General features: G+C 64.9%; 19 protein-coding genes and 4 pseudogenes. 9 read left to right on the top strand and 14 right to left on the bottom strand.

What is annotated here, in order from left to right; all coding sequences use genetic code 11:
- Positions 1 to 25: 25 nt before the first annotated feature.
- The 3 genes from mctP to FCN77_RS12385 all read right to left on the bottom strand — a co-directional run bounded on the left by mctP (position 26) and on the right by FCN77_RS12385 (position 2,514).
- Positions 26 to 1,720, bottom strand: coding sequence for a monocarboxylate uptake permease MctP (gene mctP / locus FCN77_RS12395; protein WP_137322500.1), 1,695 nt, complete (start codon positions 1,718 to 1,720; stop codon positions 26 to 28).
- Positions 1,717 to 1,998 carry a DUF3311 domain-containing protein gene (locus FCN77_RS12390; protein WP_137322499.1) on the bottom strand — a complete coding sequence of 94 codons (282 nt, stop codon included), beginning with the start codon at positions 1,996 to 1,998 and terminating at the stop codon, positions 1,717 to 1,719. The genes mctP and FCN77_RS12390 overlap by 4 nt, the downstream gene beginning before the upstream one ends.
- 216 nt (positions 1,999 to 2,214) lie before the next feature.
- Positions 2,215 to 2,514, bottom strand: a complete 300-nt coding sequence (locus tag FCN77_RS12385; protein ID WP_137322498.1) for a MerR family transcriptional regulator — start codon at positions 2,512 to 2,514, stop codon at positions 2,215 to 2,217.
- Between the two features lie 138 nt (positions 2,515 to 2,652).
- Here FCN77_RS12385 and FCN77_RS12380 point away from each other — a divergent pair, with 138 nt between their 5' ends.
- Positions 2,653 to 3,075, top strand: a complete 423-nt coding sequence (locus FCN77_RS12380; protein ID WP_137322497.1) for an Hsp20/alpha crystallin family protein — start codon at positions 2,653 to 2,655, stop codon at positions 3,073 to 3,075.
- 279 nt (positions 3,076 to 3,354) lie between these two features.
- Complete coding sequence (locus FCN77_RS12375) at positions 3,355 to 3,612, top strand: hypothetical protein (protein ID WP_137322496.1); 258 nt, start codon at positions 3,355 to 3,357, stop codon at positions 3,610 to 3,612.
- Positions 3,613 to 3,920: 308 nt separating this feature from the next.
- Here the strand turns inward: FCN77_RS12375 and FCN77_RS12370 are convergent, their stop codons facing one another.
- Complete coding sequence (locus FCN77_RS12370; RefSeq protein ID WP_137322495.1) at positions 3,921 to 4,184, bottom strand: GlsB/YeaQ/YmgE family stress response membrane protein; 264 nt, start codon at positions 4,182 to 4,184, stop codon at positions 3,921 to 3,923.
- 154 nt (positions 4,185 to 4,338) lie between these two features.
- On the opposite strand from FCN77_RS12370, the gene FCN77_RS12365 reads away from it, so the two are divergent.
- A complete protein-coding gene (locus FCN77_RS12365) occupies positions 4,339 to 4,512 on the top strand; it encodes a CsbD family protein (RefSeq protein ID WP_137322494.1) in 174 nt (57 codons plus the stop codon).
- Positions 4,513 to 4,824: 312 nt separating this feature from the next.
- On the opposite strand, the gene FCN77_RS12360 is transcribed toward FCN77_RS12365, so the two are convergent.
- Entirely contained in the window at positions 4,825 to 6,072 is a 1,248-nt protein-coding gene (locus tag FCN77_RS12360; protein WP_137322493.1) for a macrolide family glycosyltransferase, read from the bottom strand.
- 209 nt (positions 6,073 to 6,281) lie between these two features.
- A complete protein-coding gene (locus FCN77_RS12355; RefSeq protein ID WP_137322492.1) occupies positions 6,282 to 6,941 on the bottom strand; it encodes a cyclodeaminase/cyclohydrolase family protein in 660 nt (219 codons plus the stop codon).
- 390 nt (positions 6,942 to 7,331) lie between these two features.
- Between FCN77_RS12355 and FCN77_RS12350 the strand changes: the two are divergent.
- From FCN77_RS12350 to FCN77_RS12340, 3 pseudogenes are all read left to right on the top strand, one after another.
- Positions 7,332 to 7,541 (top strand): annotated as a pseudogene (locus tag FCN77_RS12350) (NAD(P)-dependent dehydrogenase); the annotation flags it as partial.
- 29 nt (positions 7,542 to 7,570) lie between these two features.
- Positions 7,571 to 8,340, top strand: a pseudogene (locus tag FCN77_RS12345) (histidine phosphatase family protein).
- A pseudogene (locus tag FCN77_RS12340) lies at positions 8,318 to 8,545 on the top strand (NAD(P)H-hydrate dehydratase); the annotation flags it as partial. The pseudogenes FCN77_RS12345 and FCN77_RS12340, both read left to right, overlap by 23 nt.
- 174 nt (positions 8,546 to 8,719) lie before the next feature.
- Here FCN77_RS12340 and ppsA read toward each other — a convergent pair.
- The 7 genes and pseudogenes from ppsA to FCN77_RS12305 all read right to left on the bottom strand — a co-directional run bounded on the left by ppsA (position 8,720) and on the right by FCN77_RS12305 (position 18,045).
- Complete coding sequence (gene ppsA / locus FCN77_RS12335) at positions 8,720 to 11,137, bottom strand: phosphoenolpyruvate synthase (protein WP_137322491.1); 2,418 nt, start codon at positions 11,135 to 11,137, stop codon at positions 8,720 to 8,722.
- A gap of 151 nt (positions 11,138 to 11,288) precedes the next feature.
- Positions 11,289 to 12,107, bottom strand: coding sequence for a pyruvate, water dikinase regulatory protein (locus FCN77_RS12330; protein ID WP_137322490.1), 819 nt, complete (start codon positions 12,105 to 12,107; stop codon positions 11,289 to 11,291).
- Positions 12,108 to 12,185: 78 nt separating this feature from the next.
- Positions 12,186 to 13,708: pseudogene (locus tag FCN77_RS12325) on the bottom strand (bifunctional 3-(3-hydroxy-phenyl)propionate/3-hydroxycinnamic acid hydroxylase).
- 20 nt (positions 13,709 to 13,728) lie between these two features.
- The gene (locus FCN77_RS12320; RefSeq protein WP_137322489.1) at positions 13,729 to 14,076 is read right to left on the bottom strand and encodes a DoxX family protein; all 348 of its coding nucleotides are present in this window, start codon (positions 14,074 to 14,076) and stop codon (positions 13,729 to 13,731) included.
- Positions 14,073 to 15,962: an acyl-CoA synthetase gene (locus FCN77_RS12315; protein ID WP_137324759.1), complete on the bottom strand. Its 1,890-nt coding sequence runs from the start codon at positions 15,960 to 15,962 to the stop codon at positions 14,073 to 14,075. The genes FCN77_RS12320 and FCN77_RS12315 overlap by 4 nt, the downstream gene beginning before the upstream one ends.
- 5 nt (positions 15,963 to 15,967) lie before the next feature.
- Positions 15,968 to 16,906: a fumarylacetoacetate hydrolase family protein gene (locus tag FCN77_RS12310; RefSeq protein ID WP_137322488.1), complete on the bottom strand. Its 939-nt coding sequence runs from the start codon at positions 16,904 to 16,906 to the stop codon at positions 15,968 to 15,970.
- The gene (locus FCN77_RS12305) at positions 16,903 to 18,045 is read right to left on the bottom strand and encodes a VOC family protein (RefSeq protein WP_137322487.1); all 1,143 of its coding nucleotides are present in this window, start codon (positions 18,043 to 18,045) and stop codon (positions 16,903 to 16,905) included. Before FCN77_RS12305 ends, FCN77_RS12310 begins: the two co-directional genes overlap by 4 nt.
- Before the next feature lie 127 nt (positions 18,046 to 18,172).
- On the opposite strand from FCN77_RS12305, the gene FCN77_RS12300 reads away from it, so the two are divergent.
- The 3 genes from FCN77_RS12300 (at position 18,173) to FCN77_RS12290 (ending at position 21,214) form a co-directional block, all read left to right on the top strand.
- A complete protein-coding gene (locus FCN77_RS12300; protein WP_137322486.1) occupies positions 18,173 to 18,871 on the top strand; it encodes a TetR/AcrR family transcriptional regulator in 699 nt (232 codons plus the stop codon).
- A gap of 961 nt (positions 18,872 to 19,832) precedes the next feature.
- A complete protein-coding gene (locus FCN77_RS12295) occupies positions 19,833 to 20,378 on the top strand; it encodes an alpha/beta hydrolase-fold protein (RefSeq protein WP_137322485.1) in 546 nt (181 codons plus the stop codon).
- Positions 20,379 to 20,449: 71 nt separating this feature from the next.
- Positions 20,450 to 21,214 (top strand): MBL fold metallo-hydrolase, encoded by a 765-nt coding sequence (locus FCN77_RS12290; protein WP_137322484.1) that lies wholly within the window; start codon positions 20,450 to 20,452, stop codon positions 21,212 to 21,214.
- A 54-nt stretch (positions 21,215 to 21,268) separates the two neighbouring features.
- Here FCN77_RS12290 and FCN77_RS12285 read toward each other — a convergent pair whose 3' ends face one another.
- Positions 21,269 to 22,762, bottom strand: coding sequence for a PucR family transcriptional regulator (locus FCN77_RS12285; RefSeq protein ID WP_137322483.1), 1,494 nt, complete (start codon positions 22,760 to 22,762; stop codon positions 21,269 to 21,271).
- Positions 22,763 to 22,848: the final 86 nt, after the last annotated feature.

Genomic DNA, 22,848 nt, shown 5'->3' with positions numbered 1-22,848 from the left:
GACGCCCGTGCGGCCCGCCCGTCCGTCAGAAGGCGGGGCCTCCTGGCTCGCCGAGCGGGTACTCGCGCTGGATCTCGGCGACCTTCGGGTCGTGCTCGTCGGCGCCGTAGTCCGAACTGCGGGTGATGTCCTTCCCATCGGGGAGCTTCATTGCGTGAAAAACCAGGGACAGGACGGCGGCAACGACAAGGTTTATCGCAAACGCCACGACAGCGATGTAGACCTGGATGTCGGTGCCCGGGATGGCCGCGATGGAGCCGCCAAAGTTGGCTTTCGTGACAGGATTGACCACGGTGTAGGCCGCGACAGTGCCGTAGACGATTCCGGCTGCCCATCCGCCGAAAAGCGCCCACCGGTGGAACCAGCGGGTGTAGAGCCCTGCCACGATCGCCGGGAACGTCTGCAGGATCCAGATGCCGCCGAGGAGCTGCATGTTAATTGCCGCCGACTGGTCCATGGCAATGACGAACACCAGCGCACCGAATTTCACCACGAGCGATGCGATCTTGGAGACGTGGGCTTCCTGCCTGGGTTTGGCGTCAGGCCTAATCAGATCGCGGTAAATGTTGCGGGTGAACAGGTTGGCTGCGGCTATTGACATGATCGCGGCCGGGACCAGGGCACCGATGGCGATGGCGGCCAAGGCAATCCCGGCAAACCAGTCCGGGAAGTGATCCAGGAACAGCTGCGGGACGACCAACTGCGGGTTGACGGCACCATTCAGGTCGATGGGCTTTGTACCGGCGTATATCGCCGCGTAGCCGAGCAGCGCCAAGAACCCCAACATCAAGGAGTACAGCGGCAGCACAGCGGCATTCTTCCGGATGGTATTCCTGCTCTTGGACGCCAGGACGCCCGTGATTGAGTGTGGGTACATGAACAGCGCCAGGGCCGAGCCCAGAGCCAGCGTCCAGTAAGCGGAATAACTTCCCGCGCCCGGAATAAAGACCCCAGCGGGCTTGCCGGTAGCGGGGTTCACTGTGGCCAGTTTCGCCTCAGCGGAGTCGAAGATGTTGCCCCAGCCACCGAACTTGATCGGCAGGTAGATCACCGCGACGATCACTGCCAGATAGATCAGCAGATCCTTCACAACGGCGATCAGGGCCGGAGCCCGCAGGCCCGAGGTGTACGTATAAGCGGCCAGGACAACGAACGCGATGATCAGCGGCAGGTCCGTCAGCAGCACGTTCTGCGCACTGCCCAAGCCCAGCACGGTGAGCACGGCCTTAATGCCGACCAGCTGCAGCGCGATGTAAGGCATAGTCGCGACGATGCCGGTGACGGCGACAGCAATGGAAAGTGCCTTGCTGCCATAACGGCCGCCCACGAAGTCGGCCGGCGTGACGAACCCATGCCGGTGCGAGACGGACCACAACCGGCTCATCAGGAGAAACACGATCGGGTACAGAACGATCGTGTACGGTACCGCGAAGAAACCGCTCACGGCTCCAGTGGCCCACATAGCAGCCGGAACTGCCACGAAGGTGTATGCCGTGTAAAGGTCGCCGCCGAGCAGGAACCAGGTCACCCAGGTTCCGAAACCGCGGCCCCCAAGGCCCCACTCGTCCAGGCTGTGCAGCCCCGTCGCCTCTTCCCGGCGCCACCGTGCCGCAACGAACCCCAAGGCAGCCACCAAGACAAAAAGAACTATCACAATAGTGAGTGCAACACCGCTAATCGGCCGGTCCGGAACGGCCAGCGGCACGGTGGCCCCGCTCATTGCTCCTCCTTGGCACCGGCCATGCCCCGCACGGCTTCGCGACGGCGGCGGTCCTCCTTGGTAACCAGCCAGTAGGAGATCCCCACCAGGCCCGCGGTGACCGGAATCCACGCCATCTGATACCAGTAGAAGAACGGCATACCCGCCAAACGCGGCTCATCGACCGAATACGCCGGAACAAACAACGGAACCACAATGGCGAGAGCCAACAGGATTCCGGCGATGACGTATGGACCGGATCTGGCCGGCCCGCGTGTGGGCACATCAGGACTGAACATCGACGCCTCCTCATCGAGACGGGCCCCCGGAGCGGGAAGGCTTCCCGGGACGTGCCGGCGGCCTGCGGACCGTATATCGCTGCGGTCTTAATCAGCAGGATAGACACTGGATCAATTTACCAACAGGGTAATTCGCCCCGCGTTTGCCGCCATCGTCGCGGGTGCGACGGCAACCTTCGGAAGTTCCCTCTACGTGGCCCGCTTCGCGGGGATGTGTCAGCGCTTGCGCCGGGCCCCGGCTGCGGCGAGTTCGCGTTCCAAGCGCCGGTTGGCGGCCTCCAGCTCAAGAACGGCGCGGATGCCGACCAGGTTCAGGCTCTCCTGGAGGACCGTGCTGATCCGACGCAGTGTTGCCAGATCCTGTTCACTGTACAGGCGGGTCCCGCCAACGGTCCTCCCCGGTTCCAGCAGGCCCTTCCGCTCATCCAGGCGCAGGTGCTGCTTCCCCATTCCCACTAGCTCGGCCGCCACGGAGATGGCGTAGACCCCCGCGGCATCGCCGGTGTCCGGCGCCATCTGCCCTCCTCGAATAACTCAAAATGGCCTCTTGCAGCAGAGCCCTACAAGTGCTATAAAAAATCTATCTCAGCCACGATAGATAATCTGGTTGATGGGTGATAGTAAATTAGCGATCTGTAAGGAGTGAGGAAGACAATGCTGATGCGGACCGACCCGTTCCGTGAGCTCGACCAGCTCACCCGGCAGGTCCTCGGCACCACGGCCAGGCCCGCCGCGATGCCCATGGACGCCTGGCAGGAAGGGGAAGAATTCGTTGTCGCTTTCGATCTGCCCGGGGTGGAGGTCGATTCGGTGGATATCGACGTCGAACGGAATGTCCTGACAGTCAGGGCTGAGCGCAGGAACCCGACAGGCGAGAACACGGAGCTCATTGCCGCCGAGCGTCCCCGCGGCGTCTTCAGCCGCCAACTCATCCTCAGCGACGCCCTCGATGCCGAGGCGGTGAAAGCCGGCTACGACGCCGGAGTCCTGACGCTGCGGATCCCGTTGGCCGAAAAAGCGAAACCCCGCCGGATCCAGATCGAAACGAACAACCAGCGCCAGGAAATTAATGCCTGACCCGGAGATGCCTCGCGCAGGGATGGTCCCGGACTCCGCCCGGGTCCGGGACCATTCTGCAACAGGACGGACCCAAGCCATCCACAACGGCCGGCCGGTACCGCGTCCTCTGGCACTGGCAAGTCAAGCACTCACGAGAAAATCCTCCTTCGCAAGGACGCCTTCAGAAGAGGTCAGCCACGCGAAGGAATTCATCTACGGCCCCCAGCCCTAAAAAGGCGGCGAGATGCCCGCGGCCCACATCCGGGCCATCCGATAACAGGCAGGAAGGGAACTGACATGACCTCAACACACTTTGACCGGTTCCTCCGCGAATCCCTCATCACCGGGAGGGAAACTGATGCCGGACTGTGCAAAGACGAGCTGTACGGCCTCTACACCAGCTGGTGCCTGATCAATCAGGCCACCCCCGAGCCGGCCCGCTCACTCTGGGCGGCACTGAAAGGACACCGGATCAACCCCAGTCATAACCGCCTGACCATGACCGGGCCCGCCGCCACCGACTACATCCTGGCCAGCTCCCCCAGCCTCGCCTAAGCCAGCGCCGGACAAAGGCCGGACGCCGGCCCCGCTCGCACTCCGTGCCCCTTCACGGAACCGACCAGCCCCCTTCCGGGCCCTGCGTGCGGCCGATGCCACAGCAGTACCAAGGCGTTCTCGCCGTCCATCCAACTGCCGTCCATCCAACTCAGGGATCCATTCACTGCCTACAACCCGGCGCTGGATGAGTCCGGCCAGGAATGATCGGCCGCAGGCAGGCCGCAGGGCCCCCGCGATCGTGCCCGGCGGCCCAAAAAAGCGTAGGGACGTTGGCTCGATCGCGAAGCCCTACCGGGCGGCCGCCGTCAGACGCGGCTCCTGCGGGTTACGGCGCCGAAGATTCCCAACACGATCACGGCGCCGAGGATGGACAGCAGCCAAGTCCTGAGGTCGAAAAACTCCCCCAGGCCGCCGCCGAAGATCAGCGAGCCGATCCATCCGCCAAGAATCGCTCCGACGACGCCCAGAACCAGCGTGACCACCCAGCCCCCGCCCTGCCGGCCGGGAAGTATGGCTTTGGCGATGGCTCCCGCAATCAGGCCGAGCAGGAGAAATCCGAGAATTCCCATGACGCACATCCTTTCGTTTGGACCATCAGCGCTGTAATGCCGCCATGCACATAATTTAATCAGTATGCTTAGCATCTGGCAAGGATCCGGTTTACCATGAAGTAACGAGCTGCGGGCAACTTGCTGGCGGCAACGGACCTGAGGAAGTGACATTGTGGGTTTGGATGACAAGATCGAAAACGCCGCCGAAAAGCTTGGCGGCAAAGGCAAAGAAGCAGCCGGAAAGGCTACAGGCGATCAGGGCCTGAAAGCCGAAGGCCAGGGTGACCAGGCCAAAGCGGATCTGAAACAGGCCGGCGAGAAGGTCAAGGACGCCTTCAAGGAGTAATCTGCCTGCCGACAGGAAGGATGCGGCCGGAACGCCGGCCGCATCCTTCTGGTCTGTCCCGCCGGCAAGAACGGGAATCAGCCGCATCGCGGCATCCTACCGACTCCGTCGGAGAACCCCCGCCAGCGCGCAGTCCCTGGCGGGGGGACGCCCCCGGTCCGACGGAATGAATACATTGTGCAAGGTGAGGAACGAAGGGACACCGCCCTGGGCATCGGTCCGATTCGAGCGCGGGCACACGCCCGGACCCGCCGCGGACGGCCGGACCCGCGATGCGGACCGCTTTCTCCAAAGTGCTCTGGTTTGAGCACGCTACGCCCGGTGTTCCGGGGTCGACAGGAAGTGTTCGATGGCGTCGGCGGCTGCAGCCGATCCTCCTGCCCCGCGGACGCGTAGGCTCATGGCCTCCACCTTGCGCCGTATTTCCTGGTCGTCACCGACGTCGGCGATAACACTGCGGATACGGGCGGGCGAGAGGGCTTCTGCGGGAAGGCGTCGTCCCAGCCCCAGATCCTCAACGCGGCGTGCGTTTGCTTCCTGTTCCGGCTGCAGTGGAAAGGCCACCAGAGGGACCCCGAAGTACAGCGCCTCCATGGTGGAATTCATTCCCGTGTGCGAGAGAAATACGTTGGCATGGCGGAGGACTTCCAGCTGCGGGAAGAACGCGCGGACTTCTATGTTGTCCGGTATTTCCCCCAGCTCGGACACCCCGATCCGGTCGCCGATGGCGATGGCCGCCTGCCACGGGGTGGCAGCGAATGCCTCCAGGCACATCCGGAAGAAATCCGGGCGGTCATTTAAGGGTGTGGTGCCGAGCGAGATGAATACCAGCGGGCTGTCCTTCCCGCGGGGCTGCCAGGTTTCCTCAATGGCTCTTTGACCCAGGCTGGGCCCGACAAAATGGAAGCTGGCGTCAAACGTGTCCCCAGCGGGTTGGAATTCCTTGGGGATGAAGCAGATATTCAACGACGCGGGTTGGCCTTCCATGAAGTTGAAATGGGTCAGTCCCTGCTCGGCAGCGAAATCGTCTATAAGCCGGCGCACCTGTTTCCAGGCCGCAAGCATTTCCGCTGGCGGACGGGCCGGCATCAGCTCCCGCATCGAGAAATGCTCGTTGGTGGCATAGCTCGGCAGCAACGCGATATCGGGCAGGGCCAGCTTCATGGCGGCCATCTTCCCTGCCAGGGTCATGGCGTCGTAGCACACGGCGTCCGGATGGTCCGTGGCCAGCCTGGCCAGCAGCGCGGGAAATTCCTCCCGGGCCCTCTCCAGCAACCGCTCCAACAGACCTGACATCATCCCTGGCGCCAGTCCCGCCAGCATGCCTCCCCGTAGAGCCGCCGGGCGTCCGCCTTCAGCTGATGCGCCCGACCGGGGAAACTGCGCGGCCAAGTCCTCCCCACTCTCGAAGAAGAGGGCGCCGGCAGCCTCAACAGCCTCCGCATACTTCGCCGAGGTTGCATACGTGACACGGTGGCCCCGCCGGACAAGCTCGGCAACGACCGGCAGCGTCGGATTCACATGGCCTGTGGCCGGCAGACATATAAAAGCGAAATGCATGGGCGCCGCTCCTCCGCCGGACAGGGACAACCCCGCCCACCGGCGAAGCCCACCGCACCGAATTCCGGGGCTCTAATCATCGTACGTACGTGCCGGCCGGATGGCCATGAGTCACCCAGGTGGGCTTCCCGGGCCAAAGTCGGGAACGGAATCGTATGGCCGTAGCACGCTGCGAGGAATGGTGCCTGTGCCGGCCGGACCTGCCCTGCTCAGACGTCGTCGGTTGGGGCGGCCCGATGATCTATCCCTACAGTGAGGCCGTCGATCCGGTCAATGGCTGTGGTGAGCTGCTCGACCGTCGCCCACAAGCCCGGATGCTGTTCGCGGATCTGTTCCAGCGTGGCGCCCGATGACGTGAGCGCAGCAAGATCAAAACTCTCGTTGGTGCGCGCCCCGGCTGCTGCCGCCCTGATGGCACCGAACGCGACGACGATATCGGCAACCAGCGCCGGGTTGCCGTAGGCAGCGAGCCACTCAAGATCTCCAATGGCATCGATGGCCCGTTCGCCGAGGACGGCGGACGCCTTGGCGGCACGCACGGATGCCTTGTGTATCGCGTACTCGCGTTCCGGCCCCGGGTCCAGCCGGAACGCGGCCCCGAAAGCCCGGGAGGCTGACGCGTCGTCATCGGCCAGCCCAAGGTCTGTTTCCCGCAGTGAACGCGCCCGCGCGTGAACACTGGCGAGCTCCCTGCGCTGGTGCTGCTTAGGATCCGTATACCCGGCAACCATCGACATCAATGAAGCGGCAATGGCGAGCATCACCCCCGCTCCAGCACCACCGCCCGGGGCACCGACGGACTCCGCCAAAGCGCGCGTCCAATCCTCAACCGTCGAGTGCTGAGTTGTAACCGGCTCAGAATCATCCATGACAACAAGGGTGCCCCTAGGGTGTACGACCCTGAACTGCCGGTCGGGCAGGATGACAAGGAGCTGGCCAAAGTGTGCCCCCGGAAGTCCTTCTTTCGAACCGGTCCCATCTTGAATTCCTGGGCATTCTTAGCCTGCCTGCGCCTAACTGGGCGAAACCTACCGGGCCGGGCTATGGAATAATCCTAAGCATGCTGATAATTCTGGATTGATTCCGGCACACCGCCGGATGACAGGCGAAGGAGCAAGCGGATGGGGCTTGGCGACAGCATCAGGAAAGCGGCCCAAAACGCTGTGGAGGATCTGGGCGGAATGTCTGGACCGGCGGACGATGGCCACTTGCCGGAGCCCGATGCGCCAGGCGAAGAAATCAACACGCAAAGGAACACCATGACGGACCAGTACACATTCCGGAACCCTGTCACCGCCTACGAGAGCATCGAACCGCCCAACCAGCACCAGCCCGAACCCGGGCTGGACGCCGAACTGATCCCCAAAGCCCACCTGGGAGAGGATAGTTACCGCGGCACAGGGCGCCTTGAGGGACGAAGGGCGCTCATCGCCGGGGCGGACTCGGGCATCGGCGCGGCCACGGCCCTGAAAATCGGGCCCGGACAAAGGGGGTAGCAATGCCGCAATCCGATGGTCATAATGTTCCGACAGCTGGACTGTCCGAACTGATCCTCGTGCGTCACGGTGAGAGCCAGGGCAACGTCGCCGCCACAACGGCCGGGGAGGCCGGTGCGCACGTCATCGAGGTTCCCGCACGCGACGCCGATGTGGAGCTTTCCGCGACGGCCGCGAACAGTCGCTGGCCCTCGGCCGGCTGCTTGCCGATTATCCTGCGCCCCAGCGGGCTGCCGCCGTGTGGTGCTCGCCGTACGTCCGGGCGCGCCAAACGGCAGAGCTGGCTGTGCAGACTGGCGGCTGGAGCACGGGTGTCCTGATCGACGAACGCCTCCGCGACAGGGAGCTGGGCATCCTGGACATGCTGACGTCCGCCGGGGTGGAAGCACGCTTGCCAGAGGAAGCGGCGCGGCGGCGCTGGCTGGGAAAGTTCTACTACCGGCCCCCGGGCGGGGAATCCTGGGCCGATGTTGTCCTGCGGCTCCGCTCCCTGCTGGCCGATCTGGAACGGCAGGGAGGGGGCCGGGTCATGCTGGTGTGCCACGACGCACTCGTCCTGCTGTTCCGTTACATCCTCGAAGGGCTCACCGAGCGGGAAATCCTGGGCATCGCCTCCACGTCGACCATACTCAACGCCTCCCTCACGCGATTCATCCGTCCCCACGTCGACGGGCCCTGGATTCTCGAGAGCTTCAATATGGCCGATCATCTGGTCAGCGAAGGCGTTCCGGTGACTGAACATGCGGGTGATGCCACTGTCCACCCCGCCTAGCACCCAGGTGGCCGAACCGGTCACTCCCACTCTCCTGCGGGACTGGCCGCTTCCAGGGCCCGGGTCCGGCAAGGACGACCGTGGATCGGTCCTGGTCATTGGCGGTGCCCGCCGGACACCAGGGGCCGCCCTCCTCGCCGGCACCGCCGCCTTGCGCGCCGGTGCGGGCCGGCTGACGCTGGCTGTGGCACGTTCGACGGCGGTCCCAATGCCGCCGCAAAAATTCACTGTCCCACCGTGGAACGGACGTCCGTCCAATCGCTGGCACCCGCATGACCAGCCTGCGGATAGCGGCGCAGCCCGTCCTCCCCCGGGCGTGAACTAAAGGGAGTGCCCGCCCGGGGGTTCCCCGGGCGGGCACTCAGGTCGACACGGCGAGTCAGTTTGCCTCTGCGCCGGCTGCGGCACCGACTTCGGCGTCGCCTGCCGCGCCGGCGAGCCGGAGCCAGGTATCCACCACGGTGTCCGGGTTCAAGGAGACGGAATCGATGCCTTCCCCGACCAGCCACTCGGCGAAGTCCGCGTGGTCGCTGGGCCCCTGGCCGCAGATGCCGACATACTTGCCGCGCGCTTTGCACGCCTTGATGGCCATGCTCAGGAGCTTCTTGACGGCAGGGTCGCGTTCATCGAAGCCGCCCGAGACAATCGCGGAATCCCGGTCCAGGCCCAGGGCCAGCTGGGTCATGTCATTGGAACCGATGGAGAATCCGTCGAAATAGTCCAGGAAGTCGTCGGCGAGCAGCGCGTTGGACGGAATCTCACACATCATGATCACCTCGAGGCCATTCTCGCCGCGGGTGAGGCCGTTCTCCGCCAACAGTTCAATGACGCCGCGGGCCTCGTCCAGGGTCCGCACGAACGGGATCATCAGTTTGACGTTGGTGAGCCCCATCTCGTTGCGGACGAAGGACAGTGCCTCGCACTCAAGGTCGAAGCAGTCCCGGAAGGACGGCTCCAGGTAGCGTGAGGCGCCGCGGAAGCCGAGCATCGGGTTCTCTTCGTGCGGCTCGTAGGCGGGTCCGCCGATCAGGTTGGCGTACTCGTTGGACTTGAAGTCGGACATGCGCACAATCACCGGTTCCGGCGCGAAGGCCGCCGCGATGGTGGACACGCCTTCGGCCAGGCGCTTGATGTAGTAGTCGCGCGGGCTGTCGTACGCGGCAATCCGTTCCCGGATTTCCGCGGCCACGTCCGCCGGCTGCTCGTCCAGGTTCAGCAGCGCCTTGGGGTGGATGCCGATCTGGCGGTTGATGATGAATTCCAGCCGGGCCAGGCCCACTCCGTGGTTGGGCAGCTGCGCGAAGGTGAACGCCTGCTCCGGGGTACCGACATTCATCATGACCTTGACCGGGGCCTCGGGCAGCTGGGTGATCTCGGTTTCCTCGACGCTGAAGTCCAGGAGCCCTTCGTAGATGACGCCGGTCTCACCGTCGGCGCAGGAGACAGTCACCTCGAGGCCGTCGGAGAGGGCGTCCGTGGCGCCCCCGGTGCCGACGACGGCGGGAATCCCCAGTTCGCGGGCAATGATGGCCGCGTGGCAGGTGCGCCCGCCGCGGTTGGTGACGATCGCGGAGGCACGCTTCATGATCGGTTCCCAGTCCGGGTCGGTCATGTCGGCGACGAGGACGTCGCCGGTCTTGAAGGCGGCCATCTGGTCGATCGCGGTCAGGATGCGGACGCTGCCCGCGCCGATGCGCTGGCCGATGGCGCGGCCTTCGACCAGCACCCGGCCGGTCCCGTTGAGGCGAAAACGGCTCAGGCTGCCGGAGGCCCGGCGGGACTGCACGGTCTCCGGGCGCGCCTGCAGGATGTACAGGCCGCCGTCGATGCCATCCTTGCCCCATTCGATGTCCATCGGCCGCCCGTAGTGGTTCTCGATGGCGACGGCATGGCGGGCGAGCTGCTCGACGTCGTCGTCCGTGAGGCTGAAGCGGTTCCGCAGGGAAGCCTCCACCGGCACGAAGTCAATGGTGTGGCCGATTTCGCGGTTGCTCGTGTAGGTCATCTGGAGCGCCTTCTCGCCCAGTCCACGCTTGAGGATGGCCGGGCGGCCAGCCTCAAGCGCGGGCTTGTAGACGTAGAACTCGTCCGGGTTGACGGCGCCCTGGACGACGGCCTCGCCGAGGCCGTAGGAGGAGGTGACAAAGACGGCGTCCTGGAACCCGGATTCGGTATCCATGGTGAACATGACGCCGGAGGCGCCGACGTCGGAACGAACCATGCGCTGGACGCCCGCCGAGAGCGCCACTTCGGCGTGCTCGAACTTGTGGTGCACGCGGTAGGCGATGGCCCGGTCGTTGTAGAGAGACGCGAAGACGTCTTTGATGGCCACCAGGATGTTCTCGATCCCGCGGACGTTCAGGAAGGTTTCCTGCTGCCCGGCGAAGGAGGCATCGGGCAGGTCTTCGGCCGTCGCGCTGGACCGGACGGCCCAGGAGAGGTCCTCGGAGCCCCCGTGCTTGGCCACCAGCTGCTGGTAGGAGTCCCGGATCTGCGCTTCAAAGTCCGGCAGGAAGGGCGTCTCGCGCATGAGGGTCCGGATTTCCTGGCCGGCCGAGGCGAGGGCCGTCACGTCATCGGTGTCCAGTCCGACCAGCCTGTCGGCGATCTTCTGGTCCAGGCCGGAATCCGCCAGGAAGCTGCGATAGGCGTCGGCCGTGGTGGCGAAGCCGTCCGGGACCTGGACGCCGGCGGAGGTCAGGTTCTGCACCATCTCGCCGAGGGAAGCGTTCTTCCCGCCTACCCGGTCCAGGTCCTTGAGTCCGAGTTCTGAGAACCACAGGATGTCTGTCGTCATGGTTACTGCTCCTTTGCAGATGATGGCATGCGGTTGTGCCGCCCCGCTCCCGACGATAGCCGGTTGGTGGGCGCGAATCCTGTCCACAGTGACAGGTCTCGGGCGCTCTTTCCACATGATGTGCGCCACACCGGGTTTGTGAAACTTTTCCCTAATGTTTGAGGTTCATGCGCTGCAGGATGGTCGCAGCCATTTCCTCCACGGACACCGTGGCCGAATTCAGGTACGGAATCCGGTGGGAGACGTACAACTGCTCGGCGCTGCGCAGCTCGAAGCCGCACTGCCGCAGCGACGCGTAGGGCGAGCCGCGGCGCCGTTCGGTGCGGATCTGGCTCAGGCGCAGGGGGTTGGAGGAGAGGCCGAAACACTTCTCAACGAAGGGCCTCAGGGGTTTGGGGAGGCCCTCCCGCTCAAAGTCCTCGTCCACCAGCGGGAAGTTGGCAGCGAAGATTCCGTGTTGCAGCGCAAGGTACATGGTGGTGGGGGTTTTGCCGCAGCGCGACGGTGCCACCAGGATGACCTGCGCCTTTTCCAGCGCGCGCAGGCTCTGGCCGTCGTCGTGTTCCATGGCGTACTCGACGGCAGCCATCCGGGATTGATACCGCTCCGCATTGCCCAGGCCATGGGCCCGGCCCGGTTCGCCGCTGGCCGCTGAGCCGAGGGCCCGCTCCAGCTGTCCGACATGCGTCCCGATGAGATCCACGATGATTCCGTTGCACTTGGCCAGGGCCTGGCGGATGTCGCTGCTGACAGCGGTGGAAAACACGATTGGCCGCAGGCCGGTGGAGGCCAGTTTGTCGATGGTGCCGACCACGGTCCTCGCCTGTTCTACGGTGGTGATGAAGGGGACCGTGATGCGGTCAAAGTTGTTCGCGGGGAACTGCGTCAACAAGGTGTTGCCGAGCGTTTCCGCGGTGATGCCGGTGCTGTCCGATAGGAAGTACACAGGCCGAAGATCGTCATTGGTCATGAACGCATTCTCCCCCAGGGCGGCCCCGGTCCGGTATCGGAGCGCCGGGCGGTGTACACACCCCTTTCTCGTTACCTTTCATCGCTGTGTTCGCTCGGCGTACGCGGTTGCCGAATGGAACGACGGCAGGCGGGTGAGGCTCCCGGAGACGGAGTCGGAGGTGAACATTACGGTGCGGTCCGGGCGGACCACCGCAGCAGCGGCCCGATGTCGGACGAGCCACTGGTGGAGCTCAGATCCGGGGTCGGGGACGACGGGCGCCGCGCCCTTGTGAAGGATCCGTTCGCGCTCCTCAGTCGGGATCGCGAGAGCTAGCAGCGCGAATCCTTCTCCGGCAATGTCGTCGAATCGGTTGGCGTCCGGAGAGTCCGAGATCGGCGCGTTGGGGCAGAGACGTCCGACGGCGGAAGTGCGGGCAAGTGCCGAGAGCCGGGTGCGAGAGCCGGGCGGTATGGCCTTCCAGGACCGGGAGGGGAGGCCTGTCACGAGGTGCAGGCCCGGTGCGAGGAACCTCCGCAGGGCGGTGCCGACGCGACCACCGGCGGTCATGGTGATGCCGACCAGCTTTGCGATGGTGATGGTTCTTCGCGCGTGCCGCTTGCGCTCGGTCTGGTAGCTGGCCAGCGCGGTTGCGGGGAGGTCGCCGGCAAGAACACCGGCGAGCTTCCAGGCCAGATTCATCGCGTCTCGTAGTCCCGCCCCATGCCCTGACCGATGAAGGGAGGACTCAGGTGAGCCGCGTCGCCGAGGAGGAACACGCGGCGGTCGCGCCATCTGTTGGCGACCTGGGCGCGGAAGGTGTAGTCGGCCACCCGGATCACGCGCAGATCATCCACCGGGACGTCACCGGTATACGGCCGGATCAGCGGATGGAGCGTATCCATCGTCGCGAAGTCGGCGGCAGTCTCGTCGGGCAGCAGCCGGAACTCCCAGCGGTAGCGGGCCTCTCCGACGCGCATGTAGGTACCGGCGCGGTGGGAGTCGCACAGCTGGTGGACGCCTTCCCATTGGTTCAATGGCGCCGAGGTGTCGATGTCGATAACCAGCCATCGCTGTTCGAAGCCCAGGTCCTCCATCTCCGCTCCGATGGCCTTCCTTACTACGCTGTTGGCGCCGTCGCAGCCGAGGACGTGGCTGGCACGGACCGACTCGCGTGCCCCCGTGACACGATCAGTGAAGTCCACGCGGGCCGCCGCGTTGCCTTGGGTTACACGGAGCACGTCGACATTGCCGCGCAGGGTCACCGTAGGCATGATCCGGAGGTTGTTGCGCATGAGCTGCTCGAGGTCCGGCTGGTCGAACATGTTCGCTTGGGGGTAGCCGTGGGCGCCGCTATCGGCCGATCGCTGGAACTCCGCGATCACCCGGTGGCCGGGTGTGAGCAGACGCAGCCCGCGTGCAGGGCGGCTGAGCCCAGCGAATTGCGTCGCCACGCCTAGACGGTTGAGGATGCGATAGACCTCGTCGTCGAGATGTACCGCTCGTGGAAGCGGGTAGACACCCTCCCAGCGGTCCAGGACGAGGCACTCGACACCGTACTGCCCGAGTAGGGTGGCGACAGCCAGCCCGGAAGGGCCAGCGCCGACCACGACCACCGGCATCGCGCCATTGTTGTGGGCGCTCATCCTATTGCCGCCGCAGTGAGAACAAGATATCTGACGAGTACCGCCGTCGTGGCCGCCGCCGGTGCGATCTCACGTGGACCGTCGCCGTTCCTGAGATGGGCGACGCAGGCTCCCGTCATCAGAAGCACGAGGCCGACAGCTGCAGCGAGGCCGATCCACGTCTGGACCAGCCCGAGCAGGAGGCCGAGGGCGGCAAGCAGCTCCAGGGCGCCGATGCGCTTGTAGGCGGCGCTGGTGAAGCCCACATGTTCGGCGCGGGCGGGCATCCCTGCCGCGCCGACCACCTTTGCCAGCCCGAGCATGGTGAAGCATCCAACCAGCGCTATCGTGAGGACGATGATCATCGGTCCGCCTTCGGTGCAAGCCGATGCGTGATCCGCCATCGGACGCCGTACGCGTCGAGGGCACGCTCGACGGTCGCATGCGATGCCTCGTCAGCATTCACCGTGACGACTATCGTGCCGTCCTCGATATCGGCTTCCACGACGTGCACGGCGGCCATCTCCCGCAAGGCCTCGCTCAGGGCTACCCTGGTGGCGTCCGCCCGGAGCGCGAGCTTGTATGGTTTCCCGACGGCAGTGACCGGAAGCTGGTCGACGACGGTGACGGACTTCGGCGAGGACGCCCGTTCCCCGACCCGGTCGTCCGCCCATCGGATCAGGTCCTCGGTACGGGTGGTCGCACCCGCGGCCAATGTGACGTAGGCCACCGGCACCTCTCCCGCATGCCGGTCGGGTCTGCCGACCGCCGCTGCGCCGGTCACGTCCGGGTGGGTGAGGAGGACGTCCTCGACGAGTGCGGGATCGATGTTGTGGCCGCCTCGGATGATCAGGTCCTTGGCGCGACCGGTGAGCTGGACGAAGCCGCCCTCATCGACCTGTCCTAGGTCGCCGGTGTCGAGCCAGCCGTCCCGCAGTTTGCCAAGGCCGTCGAGCAAGAGGCCGTCGGGGCCGTTGCCTATGACATACCCGGGGAAGACCGTCGGGCCCTTGATCACCAGCAGGCCACTTGTGTCTGGTCCGACATCATGCCAGTGTCCGGCGTCGTCGACGTGCACCGCCTTGCTCTCTTGGTAGGGCAGTCGGCAGCCGAGCGAGCTCTTGGTGGCGCCTGGGAAGCTCAGTACGCTTACGCACGTCGCTTCCGTCAGGCCGTACCCTTCGACGAGGGCGACGCCGGTGGCCGTCTCGAAGCCGGCACGCACGGCCGCGGGCAAGGGACTGGCTCCCACGAGGGCGTGGCGCAGGCTGCTGATGTCGGCGTTCACGGGGGACGCGGCGAGCGTGGCGTAGACGGTTGGGACGGCGCTCATCGTGGTAATTCGGTGGTGCTCGACGAGTTTCCAGAAGACGCCGTAGAGGGCAGGCTCGCGGTAGCCCAGCGGTCCGGACCACACGACCGACTGGCCCTTGAAAAGGGGAGCGAGGACGGTCACCACAAGGGCATTGACATGGAACAGCGGCAGGGCGGCGAAGTACACGGCGTCCTCGTCGAGGAGGTCGTTGGCTGCGAGCATCCAAGCGTCGGCGATCTCGTTGGCTTGGGTGTGTGCCGCCAGTTTCGGAGTGCCGGTGGTGCCGCCGGTGTGGAAGAGTGCTGCCAGATCGCCTGGTCCGGGCTGATCACCGTAGAACTGCTCGGACGACGCGTCTGCTGCCCGGCGTGTCAGGTAGTCCACGCTTGCGTATCCAACGGTCGTTGCCGGGCCGGCTGGTGCCTGCCCGGTCGGTGACATGAGGAGCACACAATCCACCAGGCCCTTCTTCGCGAGGCTGAACGCGGCCTCGGTGACGACGGGATCGAGATCGGGCCCGGCGGCCACCAGCACACGCGCGCCGGAGCGCTGGAGCAGCTCGGCGATGTGATCCTCGGACAAGCCGGGGTTGATCGGGACGGCGATCCCGGCAGCCTGGGCGGCCAGGGTCGCGGAGATGAGCTCCTGGCAGTTGGGCGAGAGTAAGGCCACGGTGTCCTGGCGGCCGACCCCGATTTCTGCCAGCAGGTTCGCGATCCGGTTCACGTTGGCGAGAAGCTCAGCGAACGTCAGCTTGACGGGTTCCTGCCAACGCTCAGTGTTCCGAAGTATTGCCGCCGCCGTCCGATCCGGCCACAGCTGGGCGGCTCGGCACAGCAGCTCGTACGTCGATGCCGGAAGTCCGCGTTCGGAGAGAGGGGTCCTCTCGATCTCGACGACGTCGTCTGGGCCGGAGTACTGCGGCCAGAGGGGCATGCCGTTCACCGGGCCTCCCTCACGATCGTGCCCTGGCGTCCCAGGTCGAGCTTTCCGTCGTCGGTGCTGATGGCGATCTCGATGACGTCACCGTGCTTGAGGTACTTCGGATTGCGGCCCTGGGCCTTGAAGAACAGGCGCCACTTAGTGGCCGGGGGTAGCAGATTGCCGATCATCTCGACTGGCTTCGGTGGTGCGCTCAGTGCGGTGCCGACAGGGGTGCCTGTCAGGACCAGGTCGCCCGGAGAGAGGTGCTGGAAGCGGGTGAGTGCCCGCAACGCCTCGACGGGGAGGTAGATCATGTCGGCCACCGTCATGTCCTGACGGATCTCGCCGTTTACCCACAGCCGCAACCGCAGCTCACCGAAGCGCTTCCAGTCCTCGGCGTCAAAGAGCACGAGCGTCGGTCCGGTGGGGGTGAAGCTCGGGTAGGACTTGGACTCGTAGAACTGGGTCTTCGGGAGTTGCAGGTCGCGGGCCGAGATGTCGTTGGTGATCACGAGCCCAGCGACGTAGTCGGCGATCGTCTCCTCGGTGATGACGGAGCCGACCGGGGTCTCTTGGCCCATCACGAGGCCGATCTCAGCCTCATAGTCGAGGAGCCGCACGTGCCCGGGCCGGACGACGTCGTCATAGGGCCCGCTGAGCGAGCCCGAGGACTTGCGGAAGAATGTCAATGGGATTTTTTCAGGATCCATGCCGGCGTCCTTCACGTGCGAGGCGAAGTTCGTCATCTGGGCCACCACGCGGCACGGCGCTGTGATCGGCGAGACGAGGTCGAGGTTTTCAAGCGGCACAGTTTCGCTGCCGCCGATCGCGGCTTGGATGGCCGCCCGATCGGCGAGCAGCTCCCCCGTGGTGGTCGCGGGGGTGGCGATACGGGCGGCACCGGAGGGCGTGTGGACCCACCAGTCGTCGGCGGTACGCAGGATGGAGGTGGTCATGAGGTGGCTACTTTCATCAGGCCGCGTAGGCTCGCGAAATCGAACTCGTTGTCGTCGCGGAGCGCGGAGACCATCGAGGCCAGCTCACGCAGCGACTCCCGGCCACGGGCGATACCGAGGAAGTCCTTGGTGGCCCGAGGGCCCCACTGGGCGAGACCGGAGGCGGCCATCTGTGCCCAACCGGGCTCGAGAGTGCAGTCGAACATGTCCCCATCGGTGAAGTGCTCGACCAGGAAGCCGTTGGGGTCCCGCCAGTAGTCGAAGATTTGGCTGCCTTGGATGTGGCGGCCGATCCCCCACGAATGGTGGTAGCCAAGGTCGCGCAGAAGCTCACCGCCCGCGGCTAGGGCATCGACGTCGGCCACCTGGTATGCCGAGTGCACGTAGCGATTCGTCGGGCCCAGCGCCATCGCAATGGTGTGATGGTCGGTTGGTGTCGAACCCCGGTCGCAGCGGATAAAGCTCATCGTCGGACCGCGCTCGCGCTGGCCAGGGTAGTAGAGGAAGTCGCTGACGATCAGGCCGAGGTGCTGCAGGTACCAGTCGAGCGTTTCACGGTACTTTGTGCTCTGCAGCACGACGTGACCGAGGCGCTGGACTTTCGCTGGTTGACGCAGTGGCCGCTGGGCCTGGTTGGCCCGCGCCACCTCATGGCCGGCATTGAAGGTAAGGGGCGTCTGGGCCGGCAGGGAAGGAAGTTTGTGTGTGTCTGCGACGACGCGAATCGCAGCGCCGCTCGGATCCACGAGGTCGACCCCTATGCCGCCGATCGTCTCCGGTAGCTTTTTCGAGGTCGCGCCCGTCGCGTCAGCCAGGCGAAGGACGTCCGAGGCCTCGGCCGCAGTGAACGCGGCACCCAGGTAATGCGATCTCGGTCCGCGCCGTACGATCACGCACGGCGCTGCGGTGTCGGTGCCCCGGAGGTGCAGCTCGTCAGGGGTGCGCAGGCTCGTGGCGAAGCCGAAGGCGTGCGCGAAGGTCTCTGCAGCGGGCAGGTCCGGCTTCTGGAACTCGAGCCAGGCGATGTCCTGCACCTTGATGATCGGGTTCGCCGCCCGTCCGCGGTGTTCACCTCGCCGCGCGCCTTGCTCACTGTGCAGGTCGCTATGGGTGCCGTGGGTGCCGTGGTGGTCGTTCATGGATAACCTCTCTTTCTGACTATATCTTCGGTTATGAAGATATCGTCAGTCAAGAGTAGTTGAAGATTTCTTCATCTGTGACGGGGCTGGTAAGATTCCTGTGACCGGATGACTTCAAGGAGCCTCGATGACCCAAGCCCCAGCCTCGTCCCCGGAGCCCACCCGGTCGCATCGACGCAAGGCGCAGACTCGCGCCGCGTTGGTCCGCGCAGCACAGTCCTTCCTGGCTCAAGGTCAGACCAATACGCCGGTGCTGGATATTACTCAGGCCGCGGACGTTGGAATCGGCTCCTTCTACAACCACTTTGAGTCGAAAGACCAGCTGTTCGAGGCAGCGGTTGACCACGTCATGGACCTGCTCGGCGCGGTCCTCGACGAGCTCACCACCGACGTCGACGATCCCGCTGTCGCGTTTGCGACCAGCTTCCGGTTGATGGGCCGCTTCCACCGCCGTGAACCTCAGCTCAGCAAGGTGATCCTGCACAGCGCCTTCGACATCCTCGGCGCGCAGACAGGACTGGCACCGCGCGTCCGGCGTGACATCCAGGCCGGCGTCGAGTCCGGTCGGTTCACAATGACAGACGTCGATGTCGCCGTGGTGTGCGCCGTCGGCGCGGCCACCTTCCTCGGACAGCTCATCCATGCCGAACCGGACCGCGACGACGCCGAGACGACGGACCGGGCGGCCGAGGCACTCCTTCGAATGCTGGGGGTGTCTGCCAACGAAGCGCGTGCAATATGTGGCCGCCCACTCCCCGAGCTCCAAACTGCAGGGCTGCGCGGTGCTGTCGACAAGGCGACAACGGACGGACTCGCAGCCAGCTGAGTCGCGCGCGGCCGGTCGAACGCCGAACGATCACCGAACGATCACCGGAATGTCCGGGTGTCATCGAACCATCCCTGAACGAGGCGCGCGGGCAGCCCCGGCATAACCCGCAGTTCCCCGGCCAGCACGCCGTGGCTCTTGGCGCGCGCAAATCCTGTTCACATCACGCTGATTTTTGATAGCGCGATCCTCTCAGCCATCCGGGCTCGCTGAATGCCTGGCCCCGTCCGGCTGTTGCAATCCCACCGAACGCCTGGCCGCCCCCGGACGCGGTACTCTAAGCGCAGGCCAACTCAAGGGGACGAATGGAAGCCACAGGCGATGACGGCAAGATAATGACTACCGGCCGGAGAGCCTTCCCGGCCGAGAAAGATTGCTGGGGATAACCATGCAGTCCATTCTGGTGTGCGCTGTGTGTGGATCCGCCGTGGTTTTGGCGAGGTTGAAATACGACGGACCGGGCGCAAAAGGACGGCAGGACGAAATCCCGTCACACTGCAGTAACCGGAATTGTGCCAACAGCAGCAAGCTCACGAAGCCAACTATTGACTGGTACCGCCGCGCGTCGCTGGGCAGAGATCGACCGAGCTGACGAAGCACCACACACCTTTCAAGTGGACGCGGGGCGTCGCAGAACTGAAGGACGCCGAGGAAGCCAGGCGGCGTCCTACATGTCTCCCGTGTCCGACAAACCTTGTTTGAAGAAGGACCCTACTGCCAAATTCCCGAACCGGCAGCTTCGGAATCAACAGCGTCGGCGTAGTCCAGGAGCCACCACACCGTGACCGTGTGTTGGACTCTTGGTTCGATTCCGGCCCCGTCAGCGTACGAGGAGTCGGACCCGACTACGACTACCTGAAACCGGCGTATTACAGCACGTGCTCATGGCACCAGTCGACGGTCGCGCGTCCGCTGGCGCGCGGCCGGGTGAGGACAGGATGCCCCAACGTAGGCTTGGACCGTGAGCGAGCCCCGAGTGATCCAAACCCGCCTGGGTCCTGTGGAAGTCATGTACCTGCCCGGGACTGCAGGGGCGGTTGGTGTCTCCATTGGCGGCATGCAGGCCCTTCACGCCGCGTTGGCCATGCCGGAATTGGTGCCCCGGATGGTTCTGCACAGCTGCGCCCCTTCGACGCGGGCGTATCCCGACACGCACCTCGAATCGCTGTTGGGCCCGTTAGTTTTCTCTCCGGCCCTGCAGGGCCTGACATGGGCGACGTTGGCACGTTTGGTTGATTCCGATGCCGGGCTACGACGGATGGTCGGCGCACTGTCCAACAGGTCCGATAACGAGTGGTGGCATACCTGGTCCGGAGAGGACAAGCAACGGGCACGGGAACTGTTCCGGACGATGCGCTCCGGGAGCGGGTTCGTCAACGATCTGCAGCAGGCCCGACCTGATCGTGCGTCATACCGCCGACTCGCGCCCAGTCACCTGTTCTGGCTCGGACCAACGCAGGCACAAACCGAGGCAGCCGTCACTGACTTCATGGCATCCAATCCGTAACCCGCTCCAAAGGAAGCTCTGCCCAACCTGTTGTCCTCTGCTTTCACTGGACCGTTGACTAGTATGTACCAGTGCACCTCCGAGCCAATGAATGGCACCCCTCATCCAACGTTTCAGAGCAGGCACCCGGTGTCTTTTTCGTCGAAGGACCAGCCTCCAACTGGATCGTGGTCCTCGACGACACTGGATTCATGCTCATTGACAGCGGTTATCCCGCCGACCGCGCCTTGGTCCTTGAGTCCATCCGCCACCTGGGGTTGCATCCGGCCGACGCTCAGGCCGTGCTCATCACCCACGGCCACGTCGACCACACCGGCTCCGCGGCCTACTTCTCCACAACATACGGAACGCCGATCTTGTGCGCCCCGGAAGAACTGGCCCATGTCCAAGGGAGGGAAAAGCACCAGGTCACGTTCGGTCAGGTCCTCGCCCGGGCTTGGCGCCCCCGCGTCTTCCGCTGGATGATCCACGTCATCAAAGCAGGATCCTTGACGGCGAAGCCGGCAACGCAGGCCCAGGCATGGGACGCCGGGAGGCTTCGGAGCCTGCCCGGCAGCCCGCAAGCGATCCTGCTTCCGGGCCACACCCCGGGCAACGTCTCGATCTATCTCCCCGGTGCAGGAGCGATCGCCGTAGGTGACTCGTTTGTTAGCGGCCATCCGGTGAGCCGTAAGTCCGGACCCCAGATGCTTCACCGGATGTACCACACAGACCCCGCCGGGGCGCTGGCGGCAACTCACCGCCTGGACGGCATCAACGCCACAGTGGTACTTCCCGGCCATGGCCCCGCACTGCGCATGCCGCTGGCTGAAGCCTTGGCGACGTTGCGAGGCTAGGCTGTCCCCGGCTTCCGGAAGCGGCCGCCGCGCCTGCACGGTCGGCTTGGCGTTCTACTTATGCATGGCCTCATGGATTTGAAGTGCAAACCAAAGCTGAGCCAATGTGGACGTTTCGGTCATGTCCAGGCCCGTCAGTTCGCTGATTTTTCGGATGCGGTAGATGACGGTTTGCCGGTGGGCGAAGAGCGCCGCCGCGGTCTTTTGCCACGATCTCTGGGTGTCCAGGTAGGTCCTGAGCGTCACGATGAGGTCGCCTTCCTGGCTCTGTTCGTATGCGAAGACCGGCCCCAGCAGCCGCTGCACCAACGCGGTCCCTTCCTCGAAGCTCGTGAGCCCCAGCCACGAGGGACCTTCGGCGTACCGGGCCAGATTCATGGCATTGCCCTTGGCCGAGCCGAGCGCCCACAGCGACTCCTGCAGGGCACGCCGGATCCCGGGCGCAGACGTCGGCGAGCTGATGCCGATCCGGACCTCCGGACCCGCGCAATGGATCAGGATATCGTCGGTCACCGCCGCGGACACCGCCACATGAAGTGTGTTGGAGCGCCGCAGGCAAGCGGCCGGAAAGCCGTGGCGCCACAGTTCGACGTGGACGTTCGCCAGCCGCTCGCCGTCGTCGGCCGATATCGAAACCACCAGGAAATCCTGCGCCGGAACACCAAAAGCCGTAAGCCGGCTTTCCAGTTCCGCCGTTCCCAGCCGACCGTCGACTGCCTGCAACAGGAATTCGCCCGCCAGGCGGTGCTGGCTTTCCAGGGACAGGACTTTTCGTGAAAGTTCCAGCCCCAGCACGGTTGCCGCATGCAGAAGTACGACGGCGTCCGGGTGCGGATCGCTGTTGGGCAGCACCACCAGGAGCGCATTGGCATGCGTAGGGATATCCATCATGAGCACGTGCCTGTCCCGAAGCCGGTGCCACTGGAACTTCTTCCCGGCCAGAGATATCCGCCCGGTCAGCGGGGCCAATTCCGCCTGCAGGAAATCCGGGAGCGGCCGGCCGTCCGGATGCCATGGATGAAGGCAGCGCCGGTCCACGACGAAGAGGTCCGCATCGAGTTCGGCTGCGAGGCCCAGAAGAAGGCCTTGCAACTGGTCCTCGGATGTTCCGGCAGTGCGGAGCAGGTCGTATATCCGGGCGGTCTGGCGCAGGCGCCGCGATTCCTCCAACAGGGAGGATTCAGCCACCGTTCGCGCGATGGCGATGAAGGGCAGCGGATAGGGCACGTTGATCAGCGGCAGCGGCAGCCCCTCACAAGCCGCCAGGAACTCCGGCAACAGCTCCGGCGCGTGCATCTTCTCTCCGATGGCCAGCGCACTCGCGCCCGCCTCCACCAGCGCCTCGGCGAGCCCAACCTGCCCGGCAGCATCGGCCGGGATGGAGAGGCCGTTGGTCATCATCAGCTCGCCACCGGTGACCCATTCCCACAGCCTCGGCAAGTCAGACGTGTGGGCCCAGGTGACCCGGTTGCCAGCGCCTGCGGAACCGGCCAGCAGCGTAAGGCCCAGCTGGGGTTCCGCCACGAGCTCGGCCACTGTAATCGCCATGGAATTGCGCTCCCAGCTCCTTGGTTTCCAGCCCACCCGGAGGCTCTCTAGACATATGTATAAGAGCCTCGGCCATTTGTAGTCAA

Origin of the sequence: Arthrobacter sp. 24S4-2 (assembly GCF_005280255.1) — a bacterium.
Lineage (GTDB): Bacteria > Actinomycetota > Actinomycetes > Actinomycetales > Micrococcaceae > Arthrobacter.
Note: the sequence above shows the minus strand (reverse complement) of the source record. Positions and strands in the feature narration are given on the sequence as shown.

Bases quoted from the DNA above. Each gene is read 5' to 3' on its own strand.
- mctP (WP_137322500.1), bottom strand. From the start codon at position 1,720: ATGAGCGGGGCCACCGTGCCGCTGGCCGTTCCGGACCGGCCGATTAGC.
- FCN77_RS12390 (WP_137322499.1), bottom strand. From the start codon at position 1,998: ATGTTCAGTCCTGATGTGCCCACACGCGGGCCGGCCAGATCCGGTCCA.
- FCN77_RS12385 (WP_137322498.1), bottom strand. From the start codon at position 2,514: ATGGCGCCGGACACCGGCGATGCCGCGGGGGTCTACGCCATCTCCGTG.
- FCN77_RS12380 (WP_137322497.1), top strand. From the start codon at position 2,653: ATGCTGATGCGGACCGACCCGTTCCGTGAGCTCGACCAGCTCACCCGG.
- FCN77_RS12375 (WP_137322496.1), top strand. From the start codon at position 3,355: ATGACCTCAACACACTTTGACCGGTTCCTCCGCGAATCCCTCATCACC.
- FCN77_RS12370 (WP_137322495.1), bottom strand. From the start codon at position 4,184: ATGGGAATTCTCGGATTTCTCCTGCTCGGCCTGATTGCGGGAGCCATC.
- FCN77_RS12360 (WP_137322493.1), bottom strand. From the start codon at position 6,072: ATGCATTTCGCTTTTATATGTCTGCCGGCCACAGGCCATGTGAATCCG.
- FCN77_RS12355 (WP_137322492.1), bottom strand. From the start codon at position 6,941: ATGGATGATTCTGAGCCGGTTACAACTCAGCACTCGACGGTTGAGGAT.
- ppsA (WP_137322491.1), bottom strand. From the start codon at position 11,137: ATGACGACAGACATCCTGTGGTTCTCAGAACTCGGACTCAAGGACCTG.
- FCN77_RS12330 (WP_137322490.1), bottom strand. From the start codon at position 12,107: ATGACCAATGACGATCTTCGGCCTGTGTACTTCCTATCGGACAGCACC.
- FCN77_RS12320 (WP_137322489.1), bottom strand. From the start codon at position 14,076: ATGATCATCGTCCTCACGATAGCGCTGGTTGGATGCTTCACCATGCTC.
- FCN77_RS12315 (WP_137324759.1), bottom strand. From the start codon at position 15,962: ATGCCCCTCTGGCCGCAGTACTCCGGCCCAGACGACGTCGTCGAGATC.
- FCN77_RS12310 (WP_137322488.1), bottom strand. From the start codon at position 16,906: ATGACCACCTCCATCCTGCGTACCGCCGACGACTGGTGGGTCCACACG.
- FCN77_RS12305 (WP_137322487.1), bottom strand. From the start codon at position 18,045: ATGAACGACCACCACGGCACCCACGGCACCCATAGCGACCTGCACAGT.
- FCN77_RS12300 (WP_137322486.1), top strand. From the start codon at position 18,173: ATGACCCAAGCCCCAGCCTCGTCCCCGGAGCCCACCCGGTCGCATCGA.
- FCN77_RS12285 (WP_137322483.1), bottom strand. From the start codon at position 22,762: ATGGCGATTACAGTGGCCGAGCTCGTGGCGGAACCCCAGCTGGGCCTT.